Here is a 14,423-nt window from a genome sequence, read left to right as displayed (position 1 = left end):
CGGTTGTTTAGAGGGCAGTTGACAACGAACCTTTGGCTATCGGCACCTATTGTGCTGTTAGCATCGAAAGATGCTTTGGGGAGGAAGTCATGATGAACATCATCTTTATGGGGCCTCCCGGTGCAGGGAAAGGTACTCAGGCTGAAAAAATCGTTGACGAGTTTCAAATCCCGCATATTTCTACCGGGGATGCATTCCGGCTGGCGATGAAGCAGGAAACGCCGCTCGGCTTGGAAGCAAAGAAATATGTTGATCAGGGACTGCTTGTCCCAGATGAGATTACGATCGGTATTGTTCGCGAAAGATTGCAGCAATCCGATTGCAGCACAGGATTTCTGCTTGACGGATTTCCTAGAACTATTTCCCAAGCCGAGGCCTTGGATGAAATCATGGCAGCGATGGGAAAAACGATGGATCACGTCATTAACTTGAAAGTGGACCGGGATCGGTTGCTCGCACGTTTGACGGGTCGTAGAATTTGCAAGTCTTGTGGAGCAACGTATCATATCTTGTTTAACCCCCCTGCGCGTGACAATGTTTGCGACAAATGTTCTGGTGAGTTGTATCAGCGTTCCGATGACACCGAAGAAAAAGTAGGGACTCGTTTGGACGAGTACATCAATAAAACAGCTCCGCTCTTGGAGTATTATCGTAACAAGGGAATATTGCGTGAGGTTAACGGTGAGCAAGAGATTCATACGGTTACTGCACAAATCAGTTCACTATTGCGAGGGCAGGCTTAATGATCATCTGTAAGTCAGCTGCTGAATTGGAGCTCATGCGGGAGGCCGGTCGCATCGTTGCCGAAACGCACCGGTTGCTCAAACAGGCCATCAAGCCCGATGTTACCACCAAACAGCTCGATCAAATCGCAGAAGACTATATTCGCAGTCAAGGAGCAGTCCCGTCTTTCAAAGGCTACAACGGTTTTCCTGGCAGCATATGTGCTTCAGTCAATGACGAATTGGTTCACGGTATTCCGGGACAAAGAAAGCTACAAGATGGTGACATCATCAGTGTTGACATCGGCGCGAAGTATAAAGGATATCATGGAGACTCCGCTTGGACGTATGGGGTCGGCACTATTTCCGAGACTGCACGCAAATTGCTTGAAGTGACTGAAAAGTCGCTTTTTGCGGGCCTTGCGCAAGCAGGACCGGATGTGAGGCTGTACACGATATCGCACGCCATCCAAAAATGCATTGAAGATGAAGGTTTTTCGGTTGTCCGGGAATATGTCGGACACGGCATTGGAACGGAGCTCCACGAGGAGCCCCAAATTCCAAACTACGGCGTGGCAGGACATGGCCCGCGGCTAAAGCCCGGTATGGTGCTTGCGATCGAACCAATGGTCAACGTCGGCGAGCGGTACGTTCGCACGCTGGAGGACAATTGGACGGTCGTCACGGTGGATGGCACACTGTGCGCTCATTTTGAGCATACCATAGCGATTACGCCGGAAGGTTATGAGATCCTCACGCTGCCTGGAACGTAGGTGATGGCGATGGCAGCATCACACGATCCGCAGCCTGGACAAATCGTTAGGGTGATTCGGGGACAAGATACCGGAAAGTTTGCCGTCATTATCGGCGTCGTAGACCAACGATACGTGTGGATTGCAGACGGCAACAAACGGAGATTCGATCAGCCTAAGAAAAAAAACATTATTCATCTCGAGCTTCTGCCGGCCATCAGCTCCGAAGTGGCTGAAAGCCTGCTGGAGACCTCTCGTGTCACCAACGGGAAGCTGCGATTTGCACTGAATAAGTATGTGGACAATTTGGAAACTGAAGCGCTAGAGAAAGGAGAATGACTGTGGCCAAAGAAGATGTAATTGAAGTTGAAGGTACAGTGATTGAACCTCTTCCGAATGCAATGTTTAAAGTGGAACTGGAGAACGGTCATAAGATACTTGCTCATGTATCGGGGAAAATCAGAATGAACTTTATCCGGATCCTGCCCGGTGATAAAGTAACAGTCGAACTTTCGCCTTATGATTTGACCAGAGGCCGTATAACCTATCGTTTTAAATAAATGAAGTACGTTTTCTCACGAAAACTTAAGCTATGGCTTGTGAAGTAAGTTTTCTCTCGAAAACTTAGCTCAGGCTTACGAAGAAAGTTTTTCTAGCGAAGAACTCTTAGGAGGTAACCACCATGAAGGTAAGACCATCGGTCAAGCCGATTTGCGAAAAATGCAAAGTCATTCGCCGCAAAGGGAACGTTATGGTAATCTGCGAAAATCCGAAGCATAAACAAAAACAAGGATAAGGGGGTGCCCCAATAAATGGCACGTATTGCTGGTGTAGACTTGCCTCGTGACAAACGAGTGATCATTGCTCTGACATACATTTTCGGTATCGGAAATACGACAGCACAAAAAATCGTCGCTCAAACTGGCGTTAATGCTAGCACTCGCGTTCGCGATCTGACGGAAGACGAAGTAAGCAAAATTCGTGAAGTCATCGACAAAACGCTTAAAGTGGAAGGCGATCTTCGTCGTGAAATCGCTCTGAACATCAAGCGTCTGATCGAGATCGGCTGCTATCGCGGTGTTCGTCATCGTCGCGGCCTGCCTGTTCGCGGTCAACGTACGAAAACAAATGCTCGTACGCGTAAAGGTCCTCGTCGTACGGTAGCGAATAAGAAAAAATAGTAAAGGAGGGTAACTCTTAAATGGCTAAACCAAAAAAAGTAGTACGTACCAAACGTCGTGACCGGAAAAATATCGACTCTGGCGTAGCGCATATCCGCTCTACGTTTAACAATACGATCGTTACGATTACCGACCCGCACGGGAACGCAATTTCCTGGGCAAGCGCTGGTAACCTCGGTTTCAAAGGCTCCCGCAAAAGCACTCCGTTTGCTGCGCAAATGGCTGCCGAGTCCGCGGCTAAAGCGGCTATGGAGCATGGGATGAAAGCTGTCGAAGTTATGGTTAAAGGTCCTGGAGCAGGTCGTGAAGCTGCGATTCGTTCGCTGCAAGCGGCAGGTCTGGAAGTAAACCTGATTAAAGACGTGACTCCAATCCCTCATAACGGTTGCCGTCCTCCGAAACGTCGTCGTGTCTAATTCAGGATTGTTAAGCCGTGTGGTATAAATATCCAAAAGTTGAGAATACTATTTGGATGGGCATATTGCACGTTTTATACGTCTTAAGTTATCCAGAGGGAAACGACGTTTGAAGGAGGGTGTTTACCAATGATCGAAATCGAAAAGCCGAAAATAGAAACCGTATCATTGAGCGAAGACGGCACCTACGGCAAGTTTGTAGTGGAGCCTTTGGAAAGAGGCTACGGAACGACACTCGGTAATTCGCTTCGCAGAATTTTGCTTTCGTCTTTACCGGGGGCAGCGGTGACATCGGTGCAAATCGATGGCGTCCTGCATGAGTTTTCTACGGTTCCTGGCGTCATGGAAGATGTTACGGAGATTATCCTGAACCTTAAAGGCTTATCGCTGAAGATCCACTCCGACGAGGAGAAAGTGTTGGAGATCGATGCTGAAGGTGAAGGGGCTGTTGTGGCTGGCGATATTCGCGGCGATAGCGATGTGGAAATCTTGAACCCGGATTTGCACATTGCTACGCTTTCCTCCGATGCACGGCTTCACATGCGAATTCATGCGAACCGCGGCCGGGGGTACGTATCGGCAGACAAGAACAAAAGAGAGGATCAGCCGATCGGCGTGATTCCGATCGATTCGATCTATACTCCGATTACTCGCGTCAACTATAGCGTGGAAAATACGCGCGTCGGTCAAGTTACGAATTACGATAAACTTACCCTCGAAGTCTGGACCGATGGAAGTATTCGACCGGAAGAAGCCGTAAGTCTTGGCGCTAAAATTTTAACTGAGCATCTGATGCTGTTTGTCGGTTTGACCGACGAAGCGAAAGATGCCGAAATCATGGTGGAGAAGGAAGAAGACAAAAAAGAGAAAGTTCTGGAGATGACGATCGAAGAGCTCGACCTTTCCGTCCGTTCCTACAACTGCCTGAAGCGTGCCGGTATCAATACGGTGCAAGAACTGATTACCAAAACGGAAGAAGATATGATGAAGGTGCGCAACCTGGGACGCAAATCTTTGGAAGAAGTTCAAGAAAAGCTGGAAGAGCTTGGTCTTGGCTTAAGAATGGAAGATTAATGCCCTTAGGTGCGCGTGCTTTAACCATAATGCAGAAGGAGGGTGCACAATAGTGGCATACCAAAAGTTGGGTCGTGACTCCAGCGCACGTAAAGCATTGTTTCGTGACCTGGTAACCGACTTGTTCATACATGAGCGCATTCAAACAACAGAAGCCAAAGCTAAAGAATTGCGTTCGATCGCAGAAAAGTTAATTACACTTGCGAAACGTGGAGACCTGCACGCTCGTCGCCAAGTGGCTTCCTTTGTTCGCCGCGAAGCAGCTAACGAGAATCAAGATGCGATCCAGAAGCTTTTCGCTGACCTGGCGCCTCGTTACGCAGAACGTCAAGGCGGATACACGCGTATTTTGAAATTGGGACCTCGTCGCGGCGATGCGGCTCCTATGGTTTATCTGGAACTGGTAGACCGCGCTTAATAAGCAAAATCGGCATCTGCCGGTCTAAACAGCCGCAGCGGTTGCTATAGTTTTGAACACGGACAACGGCGCTGCCGTTGTACCGGTGCAAACGGAAGGGAAAGGGTGGACGGGATCTTGCGATTCTGCTGAAACCCTTTTTTTTGTAGGCTCAAGCGCCGGGAGCATTGCGATGTGGAGGCCGCGTGTGAGAAACATACGAATGACGGTAAGCTATGACGGAACCGCCTATAACGGCTTCCAGACACAGCCGGGAAACCTGAGGACGATTCAGGATCAACTGGAGCAAGCGATCGAACAGCTGACCGGAGAGCGACTGAAAATCACCGCCTCCGGCCGTACCGACGCAGGAGTGCATGCCAGAGGCCAGGTATTCAACTTTACGACGGAGTCGCTAATTCCGATCGAGCGCTGGTGCATGGCGCTTAATGGCGGACTGGCGAAAGACATCGTTGTGAGGGACGCGCGCATCGTTCCGATGGAATTTCACAGCAGACGTTCGGCCAAACGGAAGACGTACCGCTATACCGTGCGCTGCGGCAGAAATCCCGATGTGTTTAAACGGCATATGGAATTTCACCATCCCAAGTCGCTAGACATCGAAGCGATGCGCGAAGGCCTTCGCTATATCGTCGGGGAGCACGACTTTTCTTCCTTCTGTTCGGCCCGGACAACGAAGACTTCATTTGTCCGAACCGTATACGAAGCTAAGCTCATTTGCGATCCATATGAAGAGGAATTAGGTTCATACGCTTTTCATATTGTTTTGACGGGCAGCGGTTTTTTATACAATATGGTCAGGATTATTGTCGGCACGCTGTTGCAGGTCGGTGAGGGTAAGCGGCCGAGTTCGGATATAGGCGCTGTACTCGAAGCGAAAAGCAGACGGAGAGCTGGTCCGACGGCGATGGCTCACGGTTTGATGCTGTGGGAAGTTTTTTATGAGGATGAAGCGCCAGGTCCTTGATTATTTTGCCTTGGTGTAGTACAATAACAAATGGTGTTTCATGACTGGCTACCCCACGGCCCCGGGTCTTGAAATCCGTGAATAGGCAATTTCCATGACATATGAAAATGAATGATGACTTGTAAAGATAGATTTAGGAGGAACATTACATGCGTACCACATATATGGCGAAGCCAAATGAAGTAGAACGCAAATGGTACATCATCGATGCTACCGATAAAACGCTTGGTCGTCTTGCAAGCGAAGCTGCCAGCATTTTGCGCGGCAAGCACAAACCACAATTTACTCCGCATATTGATACGGGCGATTTCGTCGTTATTATCAACGCAGAGAAGATTTTCTTGACAGGCAAGAAGCTGCAAGACAAAAAATATTATCGCCATTCCTTGCATCCGGGCGGTTTGAAAGTAACTTCCGCTGGAGACATGTTGAAAAACAAACCGGAGCGCGTATTGGAATTTGCGATTCATGGCATGCTTCCGAAAAACCGTCTGGGCAACAGCCTGAAGACGAAGCTCAAAGTATATGCCGGTTCGGAGCATCCGCATCAAGCACAACAACCTGAAGTTTGGGAACTTCGCGGTTAATAAAGGGAGGACTGTCTTGTGGCACAAGTACAATATTATGGCACTGGCCGACGCAAACATTCGGTAGCGCGTGTACGTCTCGTACCGGGCGAAGGCCGTATCGTTATCAATAAGCGTGATCTGGACGAATATTTCGGTTTGGAAACATTGAAACTGATCGTAAAGCAACCGCTCAATTTGACAGAAACATTGTCCAAATACGACGTGTTGGTTCTGGCTCATGGCGGCGGCATTTCCGGACAAGCTGGAGCAATCCGTCACGGGATTTCCCGCGCATTGCTTAAAGTAGACCCTGAGTTCCGCGGTTCCTTGAAAAAGGCAGGCTTCCTGACGCGTGACCCGAGAATGAAAGAGCGTAAGAAGTACGGCTTGAAAGCCGCTCGTCGCGCGCCTCAATTCTCCAAACGTTAAGATCCGTACACATGCAAAAGACCTTTTCGATACAATGCGAAAAGGTCTTTTTTCGTTTCACCAAATAAGCCGGACACCAATAATATAAAGGTATCGGCCCACACAAAAAATTAAATTGACAAAAAGGTAGAGAGTATTATAATAAAATAAAAATATAATAAAACATATTAAAATACTCGGAATAATAATCTGAACGGAGGATTTTACATGAATTTATTCGAAAAAGAAGAACTGATTCGAACAGCTGCCGAACAATTCGAAGACCGGAGCCCGGAGGAACTTTTAGCCTGGGCGGTAGAAAGATTCCCAAATATTACGCTTGCCTGTAGTTTCGGGGCCGAAGATGTCGTCCTTGTCGACATGCTGCAAAAAGTAAGCCCCAAAACTGACATATTTTACTTAGATACCAACGTACATTTTAAAGAAACATACGAAACTCGGGATCGACTGGTACAGCATTACGGTTTGCAGTTTGTTCAAGTGCTTCCGAAGCTTACGCTTGCTGAGCAGGCCGAACAACATGGTGAAGAGTTGTGGAAGAACGATCCGACGAAATGCTGTAACATTCGTAAAGTGGACCCGTTGACCGATATTTTGAAAAATTACGATGCATGGATCACCGGGATTCGAAGAGATCAGGCGCCTACTCGTGCCAATTCCAAAAAGGTCGAGTATGATGTGAAGTTCGGATTAGTGAAGTTTAATCCGCTCGCGAGCTGGACTTCTGAGGATGTTTGGAACTACATCCAGAGCAATAACATCATTTATAATCCGCTTCACGACCAAAACTATCCGAGCATCGGCTGTGAGCACTGCACACGCCAAGTCGCGGCTGGTGAGGACCCGCGTGCCGGACGCTGGGCCGGTTTTGAGAAAACGGAATGCGGGTTGCACAAATAACCGAATATTAGCGGACCGGGAGGAGCAACGTGAATCATGCGTGAAACCATTAAACCGCACGGTGGAACATTGATTAATCGGGTAGTTCTCGGGGAACAACGGGATGAAATGCTGAAAGCTGCACGTTCGTTGTATCATCTGAAGATCAATGCTTGGGCCATATCCGATTTGGATCTGATTGGTGTTGGCTCCTTCTCTCCGCTAACCGGTTTTATGAATGAAGCGGACTATCGTTCTGTCGTCGAGTCCATGCGTTTAGCGGACGGCGCCGTGTGGAGCATTCCGATTACGCTCGGCGTAGAGAGCCGAGATGCCGAATCCATTTGCGCAGGCCAACAGGTAGCGCTTGTAGGCGAACAGGATGGGGTTATATACGGCATTATTGACGTTCAGAGCGTTTATACCGTCGATCAGAAGAATGAAGCCGTGAAAGTGTTTAAAACGGACGATACGGCCCATCCAGGGGTTCAAAAGCTGTATTCAAAGCCGTCGACATACATCGGTGGTCCAGTGCATGTATTGAATCGTCCGAAACCGGAAAAATTTGAAGACTATTATTTCGACCCGTCGGAAACGCGGCGGTTATTCGCCGAGAAAGGCTGGAGGACCGTTGTCGGTTTCCAGACCCGGAATCCAGTGCACCGGGCGCATGAATATATTCAGAAGAGCGCGTTGGAAATTGTCGACGCTTTGTTCTTGAATCCGCTGGTGGGGCAAACGAAGTCGGACGATATTTCCGCCGATGTGCGGATGCGCAGCTACTTGGTGCTGCTCGAAAATTATTATCCGAAAGACCGTGTGCTTCTTGGCGTGTTTCCGGCAGCTATGCGTTACGCTGGGCCACGCGAAGCGATTTTTCATGCGATGGTACGCAAAAATTACGGCTGCACGCATTTTATCGTTGGCCGCGATCATGCGGGTGTTGGCGATTATTACGGCACCTACGAAGCGCAACAAATTTTCAGCAACTTTACGCCGGAAGAGCTCGGCATTACGCCGCTGTTCTTCGAGCACAGCTTCTTTTGCACGAAATGCGGCAACATGGCTTCGAGCAAAACATGCCCGCATGGTAAGGAAGATCATCTGCATCTATCGGGTACGAAAGTGCGCGCGATGCTGCGAGGCGGCGATTGTCCGCCGCCGCAATTTACACGGCCGGAAGTGGCCGAAGTGCTGATCGAAGGCATGAAAGAAGCGGATGATCCGGCATAAACAAGCAGGTATAAATATCCACCTCGTCCCATAAGATGTACAGAGTCTATGGGGATGCGAGGTGGATTTCATTATGTTTGGAAGGAAGAAGAGGGTCATCGTCTGGTTGACGATGCACGGCGGATTAAAGATTGCGATGTCTGCCCTGCTTGTCCTGTTAATGCTGTTCATGTTCACGTACGAGCTGCCCGCCACGAAGACGTGGACCTACTGGACAATGCCCCTTTCAGGGAAGATCATTGCGCTTGATGCAGGACATGGCGGTCCCGACGGCGGCGCTCAAAGCAAAGACGGCGTATCCGAAAAAGACATCAATCTGGCGATTACCAAATTTTTGCGCGATTACTTGCAGCAATCGGGCGCACTCGTCGTCATGACCCGGGAGGATGACCGCGATTTGGCCGATCCTTCAACCAAAGGCTACAGCCGGAGGAAGACGGAGGATTTGCATAAGCGTGCCGAATTCATTTCGCAGCAAAAGTCGGATTTGTTCGTAAGCATTCATCTGAACAGCATTCCGTCCGCCAAATGGTCTGGGGCCCAAACTTTTTTCTATCCTGCCAACCATAAGGATAACCAAACCTTGGCTACATTAATTCAGGAAGAAATCAAGAAAAATTTGAAAAATACAGACCGGATCGCCAAGCAGGCGGATAAAGAAATTTATGTGTTAAAAATGCTCAATATTCCGAGCGCTCTTGTGGAGGTGGGATTTTTGTCGAATCCTGCTGAAGCGAAGCAGCTTGGCGACCCGAACTATCAGAAAAAAGTGGCCGCTTCGATTTATCAGGGCATCCTCCGATATTACTCGGGTGAAAAAGTAGGCTCTTACTAAAAGTATGATATAATAACCTCAGTGAAACAATGATTGTACAACTTAACTTAGAACGCTGAGGTGACACCGTGTTAGCTAGAGAAGATGTGTTGGCGGCTGCAAATGAGATTCAAGACCCGGAATACGGATTGAGCCTGACGGACTTGCATTTTATACGCGATATTATGATTAAGGAAGATCGCGTATCGGCGACCGTTCTGCTATCCCGCGAGGACGATGAGTATAAGGAACAGTTGCAAGCCGGACTGAGCGCGAAGCTTCTCGCGGCAGGGGCGAAGGATGTACATCTCCGGTTTCGGCCGCTTTCCGAATTTGAGCGGAATGACGCGGCGCGCAAGCTTCAGGAGCGTGCAGCTGCGACTGAGCCGGCTGGAGAACCGGCCGCGCCGGTGATGAATATATTGGATCCCGCATCGGGCGTGAAGTTTATTGCGATCGCCAGCGGTAAAGGCGGCGTCGGCAAATCGACCGTAACGGTCAATTTGGCGGTAGCCTTGGCCAGAATCGGCAAAAAGGTCGGCATCGTCGATGCGGACATTTACGGCTTCAGCATACCGGATATGATGGGCATCGAGGAACGTCCCCAGCTCGTAAACAACCGGATCATCCCGATCGAGCGGTTCGGCGTCAAGGTGATTTCCATGGGCTTTTTTGTGGAAGAAAATACGCCGGTCATTTGGCGCGGCCCGATGCTCGGCAAAATGCTGCGCAATTTCTTCAGTGAGGTAGAGTGGGGCAAGCTCGACTATTTGCTGCTGGATTTGCCGCCAGGAACGGGCGATGTTGCGCTTGACGTGCATCAAATGATTCCGCACAGCAAGGAAATCATCGTAACGACGCCCCATGCGACGGCCGCGTTTGTCGCAGCTCGCGCCGGCGCGATGGCGATTCATACGGAGCATGAAATTCTCGGTGTAGTCGAGAACATGTCGTACTACTCCTGTAGCCAATGCGGCCAGAAGGACTACGTATTCGGTAGAGGCGGCGGCGCCAAATTGGCCGACGAGCTGCACACGAAGCTGCTCGCGCAAATTCCGCTCGGCGTGCCGGACAACCATGTCGCTGAACCCGATTATTCTCCATCCGTTTATAAAGCGGATACGGAAACAGGGCTTATTTATAAAGAAGTGGCGGAAACGATTGCGTCGCAGCTAGAACAAAAAGGAGGACCGGCATAAGCCGGTCCTTTTCTCTATTGCTGTTTCTTGCTGCCGCTTTCCTGATCTCCCTCATTCTGATCGCCGCCTTGCTGCTCGCTGCTGCCGCTTTTGCCGCCTGCTTGCTTGTTTCCTTGACTTTGCGATTTAGGCATGGATTCTTCCTGCAGTACCTTCTTCATCAGCTCCATCAATTCCAAGCGGAACAGCGGGCTTTGCAGCGATTCCTGGATCACCGCTTTCGTTTGGGCGCGGTAAGGGGTACTTTTCATCGTATCGAGTAGCATCGTTTCGAAGTCAGGGCTTTTCATCGCGTTAAGCAGCTGCTTTTGATACTCCGGATCTTTCATTAGATCTTTTTGGATTTGTTTGGTGTCTTGCTGAATCGCTTTGGCGAACTGACCGGCAAACTTCGGATCGGTAATCATTTTTTGCAGAAACTGGGTGCTCTGCGTATCGACAAGTACATCCTTGACGGCTAGCTGCAGCATTTGCGTATCACCGGCAGACAAGGCTTGCAGCTTCGTGTTTTGCTGTATGGTTGCTTCCTGAATCGCTCTGCGTCCGTCTTCGGTTTTGAGAATATCCAGAACCATCGATTTCGTATCCTTATAATTGCTTCCGCTGTTGCCGGAAGAGGCTGCTTGCGTATCCGAACCGCAGGCTGTCAGAACGCCGACGATCAATATCACGGGCACGAAACGGGGCCACCGCTTGTTCATCCCATCTGACTCCCTTCATCGTTTTACGAATAGTATTTGTCAACGCGCAGGAGCTTAACACAAAAGTCGTTAGCTTTTTATTGAGAAGGTTGGTACAATTAACAACGGATATGAGAGGATGGGGGTACATAGATCGTGACGTTAAGAAAATGGTTTTATTTATTCTGGACCACGATGCTGATCGGGGCCGCGGCATCCGGGATTACCGGTTTTATCTTGCAAGCGGTTGATCAGGAATTCGATTTCATGGGACTATCCGCCATGGGCTACAATATATTTTGGATGCTCGTTGGAGGCGCCTTGATCAGCTTGGTGAGCCAAATCGGTTTTTTTGCTTATTTGATTATTCGTTTTATCGGGCTGGGCATGATCCGGAATATGTGGACATGGAACATGCTTCAACTGATCATACTGGTTATCGTGTTGTTCGATATGATTTACCTCAATTACACGAACATTGTGGGAACCGTCGGGTTGCTGCTGATCAGCGTGGCCGTAGCCTATTTCAAGGTGAAGCTAACCAATAAAAGCGCATGGATTCCCACTTTGTTTTTTATGTCGGTCGGAACAATCCTCGAAGCACAGCCTGCACTTACGCTGCATAACATCGCTTCTGCCGTATTTATGATCCTACCGCTCGTCGCCTGCAATACATGGCAAATATTAATATTGGGCAAAGTGTTAAACACAAACAAAGAGCCGGTGTAACGGCTCTCGATTTTTTTCGTATAAAGTTTTTAGTGCAACGGCTTCATCGTTTGATCTTCCACCGGGGGTTTGTTGTCGACTTGTGTCAGCTTCATCAATTCGCTGACGGTGACGAACTCGTAGCCTTTGGCTCGAAGCTTGTCGATAATGACCGGGAGCGCTTCATGCGTCTGTTTGGACGAATCGCTGGCGTGCATAAGCACGATATCGCCAGGATGCGCTTTGTCTACGACGCGATTAATGATGGTTTCCGTTCCTTTGTTCAGCCAATCTTGAGAATCCGTGTCCCATTGAACGACGGTATAATTCATATCATGAGCGATGCGCAGCACCCTTTTGTCAAAATCGCCGTTGGGCAGCCGAAGCAAATTCGGGGCTTTTCCTGTCACATCGGATAAAACCTTGTGCGCTGTCTGAATCTGAGTTTTGATTTCTTCATCGGTCAAACTGCTGTAATTGACATGCTTATGCCCGTGGCTTCCGATTTCCCAGCCCCCGTCTTTAATGTGCTTCACGATTTCGGGGTGGCTGCTGGCCCATGGCGAAGACAGGAAGAATGTCGCTTTTTTAATTCCTTTATCCTCAAGAATTTTGAGAATGGGCTCCGTCCGTTTATCCCCCCAGCTAATATCGAAAGTAAGTGCAATCAGCTTTTTCTCCGTCTGCACGCTGTATACGGCTGCTGGCTCATTTTGCGAGAAGACCGTTACATTTTCGCTTTCCGAGTAAATAATACCGATAGCGAACAAGACGGCGACGCAGATAATCATGGCTTGCTTTAGTTTTTTTCCGTTCATTACGTAGAAATAATTCACGTTGTTTGCCTCCTTTGCCTGACTTTTTGGGAAAGGCTTGTTTAGGATAATGGACTAGTACCAATGTATGCTCGTACCACTAACTTATGCTTAAAAAGGGGTGTATCGTTTGAATTGGTCTAATGCGGTAACGCAGATGAAACAAATGAAGCACTACTTCATTGCCTGTGCATTGGTGTTTGCCGCAGGCATCTTTATGGGAGCTTTATATTCAGAGCAATTTCATGCATTCATTGAAGCGCAAATGGAAGCATTGAAGCAAATCGTCAATTCGGTGGAAGGCAAAGAAAAACCGCAATGGACGTTATTTTGGATTATTTTTTGGAATAATGCTTCCAAGTCGCTTTTAATTATCGCGCTGGGCGTATTTTTCGGCTTCATCCCTTTGTTCTTTTTAATGGCCAACGGTCTGCTGCTGGGTTACATTTGCGCGGTTACGGCGAGCGGCACTTCTTTGTTCTTTGTGCTGAAATCGATAGTGCCGCATGGCATTTTGGAAATTCCGGCAATTATTTTTGCCAGCGCGTGCGGACTGCGTCTCGGCTTTCTCGTGCTTAAAGTGATGGTTTCCATCATAAATCCTGAGCGGATGGTTAAGAAGAGAGAAGATCTGCGTTTGTTCATCAAATCGTTAGTGCCGATTTGCGGTTTGCTTGTTGCAGTGCTGCTGGTTGCCGCGGTAATTGAAAGCACACTTACGTTTTGGCTCGCCCAAAAGTAAAATAATTTTCATTTCACCGACTCATAAAAATACCAAAAACTGTGCATAACAGTAAAGCAAGCAAGATGGCTGGGACGGTTAAGGGCATTGTTCTCTTAAAAAACACAGCCATTTTGCCCCAAGACCAGATGTATTTCGAAAGGGGCCTTACTGCGAACATGCTTGGTTTTTTATTTAATGAGCGCGAATGTAGAGAGTTGGATTATGTCCTGCGCAAGGAATTGGATGAGATGTTGTTCGATCTGAACGACAAAAGGATCGATTCCGAAATTAAAATGGCCATCGAATCGAGATACAAAGTAATTTTTCGTATGTACGCACGTCTGGCGTCGCCGAAAGAAATTTCAAGATATGCCCGCAATCGGATGTACCATTAAAATTCGGGAACCCTTGACATGTGCTGCTCAGATGTGATAATTTATAACTCGTTCTCATTTTGAAGGACAAGCAGTATGAATAGCTCGTCGTTCGAAGAGAAACAAGGATTTAAAAATAAAGCTTGCAATCGAATAGGCGAATGTGTTACATTATGAGAGTCGCCGCTAAAATGGTTGACAGCAAACGACATGGTTCATGTCGAGCATGAATTGCCCTTTGAAAACTGAACAACGAGTGAGTGAAATAGAGAATGTAAATTCTCGCTAGCAGTAAATTTTGAGCTCAATCAGCTTACATTATAGCGAACATAATCTTCGGGTTATGCAAGCAACCTTAATGGAGAGTTTGATCCTGGCTCAGGACGAACGCTGGCGGCGTGCCTAATACATGCAAGTCGAGCGGACCCTTCGGGGTTAGCGGCGGACGGGTGAGTAACACGTAGGCAAC

21 protein-coding genes and 1 rRNA gene are annotated in these 14,423 nt (G+C 48.4%); 20 read left to right on the top strand and 2 right to left on the bottom strand.

Features of this window, described 5'->3' with window-relative positions; genetic code table 11:
* The first annotated feature begins 92 nt into the window (after positions 1 to 92).
* The 16 genes from KXG62_RS26740 to KXG62_RS26665 all read left to right on the top strand — a co-directional run bounded on the left by KXG62_RS26740 (position 93) and on the right by KXG62_RS26665 (position 10,653).
* Positions 93 to 743 (top strand): adenylate kinase, encoded by a 651-nt coding sequence (locus KXG62_RS26740; protein WP_218095141.1) that lies wholly within the window; start codon positions 93 to 95, stop codon positions 741 to 743.
* The gene (gene map / locus KXG62_RS26735; protein WP_218095094.1) at positions 743 to 1,495 is read left to right on the top strand and encodes a type I methionyl aminopeptidase; all 753 of its coding nucleotides are present in this window, start codon (positions 743 to 745) and stop codon (positions 1,493 to 1,495) included. Before KXG62_RS26740 ends, map begins: the two co-directional genes overlap by 1 nt.
* Positions 1,496 to 1,504: 9 nt before the next feature.
* On the top strand, positions 1,505 to 1,813 hold the full coding sequence (locus KXG62_RS26730) for a KOW domain-containing RNA-binding protein (protein ID WP_218095093.1): 309 nt from the start codon (positions 1,505 to 1,507) through the stop codon (positions 1,811 to 1,813).
* Between the two features lie 2 nt (positions 1,814 to 1,815).
* Positions 1,816 to 2,034: a translation initiation factor IF-1 gene (gene infA / locus KXG62_RS26725; protein ID WP_218095092.1), complete on the top strand. Its 219-nt coding sequence runs from the start codon at positions 1,816 to 1,818 to the stop codon at positions 2,032 to 2,034.
* Between the two features lie 122 nt (positions 2,035 to 2,156).
* Positions 2,157 to 2,270, top strand: coding sequence for a 50S ribosomal protein L36 (rpmJ, locus tag KXG62_RS26720; protein WP_003333770.1), 114 nt, complete (start codon positions 2,157 to 2,159; stop codon positions 2,268 to 2,270).
* A 16-nt stretch (positions 2,271 to 2,286) separates the two neighbouring features.
* Positions 2,287 to 2,655: a 30S ribosomal protein S13 gene (gene rpsM, locus KXG62_RS26715; RefSeq protein WP_218095091.1), complete on the top strand. Its 369-nt coding sequence runs from the start codon at positions 2,287 to 2,289 to the stop codon at positions 2,653 to 2,655.
* Between the two features lie 20 nt (positions 2,656 to 2,675).
* Positions 2,676 to 3,071, top strand: a complete 396-nt coding sequence (rpsK, locus tag KXG62_RS26710; RefSeq protein WP_013921137.1) for a 30S ribosomal protein S11 — start codon at positions 2,676 to 2,678, stop codon at positions 3,069 to 3,071.
* A 129-nt stretch (positions 3,072 to 3,200) separates the two neighbouring features.
* On the top strand, positions 3,201 to 4,145 hold the full coding sequence (locus KXG62_RS26705; protein ID WP_218095090.1) for a DNA-directed RNA polymerase subunit alpha: 945 nt from the start codon (positions 3,201 to 3,203) through the stop codon (positions 4,143 to 4,145).
* Positions 4,146 to 4,197: 52 nt separating this feature from the next.
* Positions 4,198 to 4,563: a 50S ribosomal protein L17 gene (gene rplQ / locus KXG62_RS26700; RefSeq protein ID WP_218095089.1), complete on the top strand. Its 366-nt coding sequence runs from the start codon at positions 4,198 to 4,200 to the stop codon at positions 4,561 to 4,563.
* 187 nt (positions 4,564 to 4,750) lie between these two features.
* Positions 4,751 to 5,530 (top strand): tRNA pseudouridine(38-40) synthase TruA, encoded by a 780-nt coding sequence (truA, locus tag KXG62_RS26695; protein WP_218095088.1) that lies wholly within the window; start codon positions 4,751 to 4,753, stop codon positions 5,528 to 5,530.
* Between the two features lie 149 nt (positions 5,531 to 5,679).
* Positions 5,680 to 6,117: a 50S ribosomal protein L13 gene (gene rplM / locus KXG62_RS26690; protein ID WP_218095087.1), complete on the top strand. Its 438-nt coding sequence runs from the start codon at positions 5,680 to 5,682 to the stop codon at positions 6,115 to 6,117.
* A gap of 18 nt (positions 6,118 to 6,135) precedes the next feature.
* On the top strand, positions 6,136 to 6,528 hold the full coding sequence (gene rpsI, locus KXG62_RS26685) for a 30S ribosomal protein S9 (protein WP_218095086.1): 393 nt from the start codon (positions 6,136 to 6,138) through the stop codon (positions 6,526 to 6,528).
* 207 nt (positions 6,529 to 6,735) lie between these two features.
* Positions 6,736 to 7,428, top strand: a complete 693-nt coding sequence (locus tag KXG62_RS26680; protein WP_218095085.1) for a phosphoadenylyl-sulfate reductase — start codon at positions 6,736 to 6,738, stop codon at positions 7,426 to 7,428.
* 36 nt (positions 7,429 to 7,464) lie between these two features.
* The gene (gene sat / locus KXG62_RS26675; RefSeq protein ID WP_218095084.1) at positions 7,465 to 8,640 is read left to right on the top strand and encodes a sulfate adenylyltransferase; all 1,176 of its coding nucleotides are present in this window, start codon (positions 7,465 to 7,467) and stop codon (positions 8,638 to 8,640) included.
* A 73-nt stretch (positions 8,641 to 8,713) separates the two neighbouring features.
* Positions 8,714 to 9,475: an N-acetylmuramoyl-L-alanine amidase CwlD gene (cwlD, locus tag KXG62_RS26670; RefSeq protein ID WP_218095083.1), complete on the top strand. Its 762-nt coding sequence runs from the start codon at positions 8,714 to 8,716 to the stop codon at positions 9,473 to 9,475.
* A gap of 68 nt (positions 9,476 to 9,543) precedes the next feature.
* Positions 9,544 to 10,653 (top strand): Mrp/NBP35 family ATP-binding protein, encoded by a 1,110-nt coding sequence (locus tag KXG62_RS26665; RefSeq protein ID WP_218095082.1) that lies wholly within the window; start codon positions 9,544 to 9,546, stop codon positions 10,651 to 10,653.
* A gap of 14 nt (positions 10,654 to 10,667) precedes the next feature.
* Here KXG62_RS26665 and gerD read toward each other — a convergent pair whose 3' ends face one another.
* The gene (gene gerD / locus KXG62_RS26660) at positions 10,668 to 11,354 is read right to left on the bottom strand and encodes a spore germination lipoprotein GerD (protein ID WP_218095081.1); all 687 of its coding nucleotides are present in this window, start codon (positions 11,352 to 11,354) and stop codon (positions 10,668 to 10,670) included.
* 135 nt (positions 11,355 to 11,489) lie between these two features.
* Between gerD and KXG62_RS26655 the strand changes: the two genes are divergently transcribed.
* Positions 11,490 to 12,062 (top strand): KinB-signaling pathway activation protein, encoded by a 573-nt coding sequence (locus KXG62_RS26655; protein ID WP_218095080.1) that lies wholly within the window; start codon positions 11,490 to 11,492, stop codon positions 12,060 to 12,062.
* Positions 12,063 to 12,091: 29 nt separating this feature from the next.
* Here the strand turns inward: KXG62_RS26655 and pdaB are convergent, their stop codons facing one another.
* Positions 12,092 to 12,877 (bottom strand): polysaccharide deacetylase family sporulation protein PdaB, encoded by a 786-nt coding sequence (gene pdaB / locus KXG62_RS26650; RefSeq protein ID WP_218095079.1) that lies wholly within the window; start codon positions 12,875 to 12,877, stop codon positions 12,092 to 12,094.
* Between the two features lie 109 nt (positions 12,878 to 12,986).
* Between pdaB and KXG62_RS26645 the strand changes: the two genes are divergently transcribed.
* From KXG62_RS26645 to KXG62_RS26640, 3 genes are all read left to right on the top strand, one after another.
* Entirely contained in the window at positions 12,987 to 13,598 is a 612-nt protein-coding gene (locus tag KXG62_RS26645; RefSeq protein WP_218095078.1) for a stage II sporulation protein M, read from the top strand.
* 158 nt (positions 13,599 to 13,756) lie between these two features.
* The gene (locus KXG62_RS34220) at positions 13,757 to 13,975 is read left to right on the top strand and encodes a hypothetical protein (RefSeq protein ID WP_246627658.1); all 219 of its coding nucleotides are present in this window, start codon (positions 13,757 to 13,759) and stop codon (positions 13,973 to 13,975) included.
* A gap of 334 nt (positions 13,976 to 14,309) precedes the next feature.
* Positions 14,310 to 14,423 (top strand): 16S ribosomal RNA (locus KXG62_RS26640); the annotation flags it as partial.

This window comes from Paenibacillus solanacearum (genome assembly GCF_910593845.1).
Lineage (GTDB): Bacteria > Bacillota > Bacilli > Paenibacillales > NBRC-103111 > Paenibacillus_G > Paenibacillus_G solanacearum.
This window is presented reverse-complemented; position numbering and strand designations above follow the sequence as displayed.